At 53.2% G+C, this 2,500-nt stretch carries 1 rRNA gene (cut by a window edge); it reads left to right on the top strand.

The window, feature by feature from the left end:
- A 23S ribosomal RNA gene (locus ACP7E0_RS34720) occupies nt 1-2,479 on the top strand (it extends 329 nt beyond the left edge of the window).
- The last annotated feature ends 21 nt before the right edge of the window (nt 2,480-2,500 follow it).

Here is a 2,500-nt window from a genome sequence, read left to right as displayed (position 1 = left end):
TGGGGAATAAAGTGGAACGGAATGGAAAGTCCGGCCGTAGCGGGTGATAGCCCCGTACATGTAGAACACCCAAGGTCCTTGAGTAAGGCGGGACACGTGAAATCCTGTTTGAAATTAGGGGGACCACCCTCTAAGCCTAAGTACTCGTGCATGACCGATAGCGAACAAGTACCGTGAGGGAAAGGTGAAAAGCACCCCGACAAGGGGAGTGAAATAGAACCTGAAACCGGTTGCCTACAAACAGTCGGAGCCCGCAAGGGTGACGGCGTACCTTTTGTATAATGGGTCAACGACTTAGTGTGACGAGCAAGCTTAAGCCGATAGGTGAAGGCGCAGCGAAAGCGAGTCTGAATAGGGCGTTCAGTTCGTCGCATTAGACCCGAAACCGAGTGATCTAGCCATGAGCAGGTTGAAGGTTGGGTAACACCAACTGGAGGACCGAACCCGCATCTGTTGCAATAGATTGGGATGACTTGTGGCTAGGGGTGAAAGGCCAATCAAACTCGGAAATAGCTGGTTCTCCGCGAAAACTATTTAGGTAGTGCGTCGACCGAATACCCTCGGGGGTAGAGCACTGGATGGGCTATGGGGACTCACCGTCTTACTGATCCTAACCAAACTCCGAATACCGAGGAGTACTAGTCGGCAGACACACGGCGGGTGCTAACGTCCGTCGTGAAGAGGGCAACAACCCTGACCTCCAGCTAAGGTCCCCAAGTCATGGCTAAGTGGGAAAGGATGTGAGGATCCCAAAACAACCAGGATGTTGGCTTAGAAGCAGCCATCATTTAAAGAAAGCGTAACAGCTCACTGGTCTAAATAAGGGTCTTTGCGCCGAAAATGTAACGGGGCTAAAGCCATGCACCGAAGCTGAGGATAGCGCTGGTTCTTCGGAACCAGGCTGTGGTAGCGGAGCGTTCCGTAAGCCTGTGAAGGGATACCTGTGAGGGGTCCTGGAGGTATCGGAAGTGCGAATGTTGACATGAGTAACGATAAAGGGAGTGAGAGACTCCCTCGCCGAAAGACCAAGGGTTCCTGCTTAAAGTTAATCTGAGCAGGGTTAGCCGGCCCCTAAGATGAGGCAGAAATGCGTAGTCGATGGGAACCACGTTAATATTCGTGGGCCTGGTGGTAGTGACGGATTGCGTAACTTGTTTGCTCTTATTGGATTGAGTGGGCGAGGAAGCGGTTCCAGGAAATAGCTCCACCGTATAGACCGTACCCGAAACCGACACAGGTGGTCAGGTAGAGTATACCAAGGCGCTTGAGAGAACTATGCTGAAGGAACTCGGCAAATTGCACGCGTAACTTCGGAAGAAGCGTGACCTCTTCGTACGCAAGTATGGAGGGGTGGCACAGACCAGGGGGTAGCGACTGTTTATCAAAAACACAGGGCTCTGCGAAGTTGCAAAACGACGTATAGGGCCTGACGCCTGCCCGGTGCTGGAAGGTTAAAGGGAGAGGTGCAAGCTTTGAACTGAAGCCCCAGTAAACGGCGGCCGTAACTATAACGGTCCTAAGGTAGCGAAATTCCTTGTCGGGTAAGTTCCGACCTGCACGAATGGCGTAACGACTTCCCCGCTGTCTCCAGCATAGACTCAGTGAAATTGAATTCCCCGTGAAGATGCGGGGTTCCTGCGGTCAGACGGAAAGACCCCGTGCACCTTTACTATAGCTTTACACTGGCATTCGTGTCGGCATGTGTAGGATAGGTGGTAGGCTTTGAAGCGGGGACGCCAGTTCTCGTGGAGCCATCCTTGAAATACCACCCTTATCGTCATGGATGTCTAACCGCGGTCCGTTATCCGGATCCGGGACAGTGTATGGTGGGTAGTTTGACTGGGGCGGTCGCCTCCGAAAGAGTAACGGAGGCGCGCGATGGTGGGCTCAGAACGGTCGGAAATCGTTCGTCGAGTGCAATGGCATAAGCCCGCCTGACTGCGAGACTGACAAGTCGAGCAGAGACGAAAGTCGGTCATAGTGATCCGGTGGTCCCGTGTGGAAGGGCCATCGCTCAACGGATAAAAGGTACGCCGGGGATAACAGGCTGATGACCCCCAAGAGTCCATATCGACGGGGTTGTTTGGCACCTCGATGTCGGCTCATCGCATCCTGGGGCTGGAGCAGGTCCCAAGGGTTTGGCTGTTCGCCAATTAAAGCGGTACGTGAGCTGGGTTCAGAACGTCGTGAGACAGTTCGGTCCCTATCTGCCGTGGGTGTAGGAATATTGACAGGATCTGTCCCTAGTACGAGAGGACCGGGATGGACATATCTCTGGTGGACCTGTTGTGGCGCCAGCCGCATAGCAGGGTAGCTATATATGGAATGGATAACCGCTGAAGGCATCTAAGCGGGAAACCAACCTGAAAACGAGTATTCCCTTGAGAACCGTGGAAGACTACCACGTTGATAGGCCGGGTGTGGAAGTGCAGCAATGCATGAAGCTTACCGGTACTAATCGTTCGATTGGCTTGATTGTTCTCATTGCTAGTGCTCATCG

Source organism: Pararhizobium sp. PWRC1-1 (assembly GCF_049897905.1).
Classification (GTDB): Bacteria; Pseudomonadota; Alphaproteobacteria; order Rhizobiales; family Rhizobiaceae; genus Pararhizobium.
The sequence above is the reverse complement of the archived record's forward strand: the minus strand, read 5'-3'. Positions and strand labels throughout refer to the sequence as shown.